This is a genomic window from Rhodococcus sp. IEGM 1307 (genome assembly GCF_030056915.1).
GTDB lineage: Bacteria > Actinomycetota > Actinomycetes > Mycobacteriales > Mycobacteriaceae > Rhodococcus_F > Rhodococcus_F opacus_D.
Genome location: NZ_JASHKW010000068.1, coordinates 1 through 828, shown reverse-complemented (window position 1 = coordinate 828; position 828 = coordinate 1). Strand labels below are relative to the sequence as shown.

General features: G+C 64.1%; 1 protein-coding gene. It reads right to left on the bottom strand.

Annotated elements, in window-relative coordinates:
- On the bottom strand, positions 1 to 828 hold an 828-nt coding region (locus QM841_RS42835), incomplete at both ends, for a condensation domain-containing protein (protein WP_283336789.1).

The window sequence follows — 828 nt, the reverse complement described above, 5'->3', positions numbered from 1 at the left end:
GTTTTTCGTCGGGGTCGAGGATGTCGAGGTCGCCGACCGGGCTGTCGGGATCGGCGATGATGGCTTCGAGGACATGCAGGTATCGGTTGTGCAGGGCTTGGACGTATGGTTCGTCGAACAGGTCGTGGAGGTAGGTCAGGGTTAGTCGGATGTGGGTGTCGTCGGTGATTTTCAGGGCGAGGGGGTAGTGGGTGTTGTCGTTGGCCCTGACGCCGGCGAGGGTTATGCCGTCGAGTGCGTCGGCCTGTTCGGTAAGTGTGGTCTGCTCGACGGGGTACGACTCGAACACCGTCAGCGTGTCGAAGAGGGCGTCGGTTGTTCCGGCGGCGTGCTGAATGTCGGTGAGTCCGAGGTAGAGGTGGTCGAGCAGGTCGGCCTGTTCACGGTGCATCCGCGTCAGTAGTTGGGTGATCGACTGGTCCGGGTCTGCGCGCACCCTGATCGGTACCGTGTTGATGAACAGTCCGATCATCGATTCCACGCCTGCGAGCTGGGGTGGTCGTCCTGACACGGTGCTGCCGAAGACTGTGTCGTCGCGGCCGGTCATCCGCATCAGCAGAATTCCCCAGGCCGCCTGCATGACCGTGTTGACGGTGACATCGAGTCGGGCGGCCAACTCGGACAGGGCACGTGTTTTGTGTTCGCCGAGATCGGTGGTTACTTCACCGGCCCGCGAGGAGATTTCTCGGCCCGGGTCGGCGGGGGCGAGCAGGGTCGGGCCCTCGACACCCTCGAGTGCCGCCGCCCAGACCTGCCGCGACGTCGCCTGGTCCTGTTCGGCGCGCCATTCGAGATAATTGCGGTAGGGACGGGCGGGAGGCAACGCCG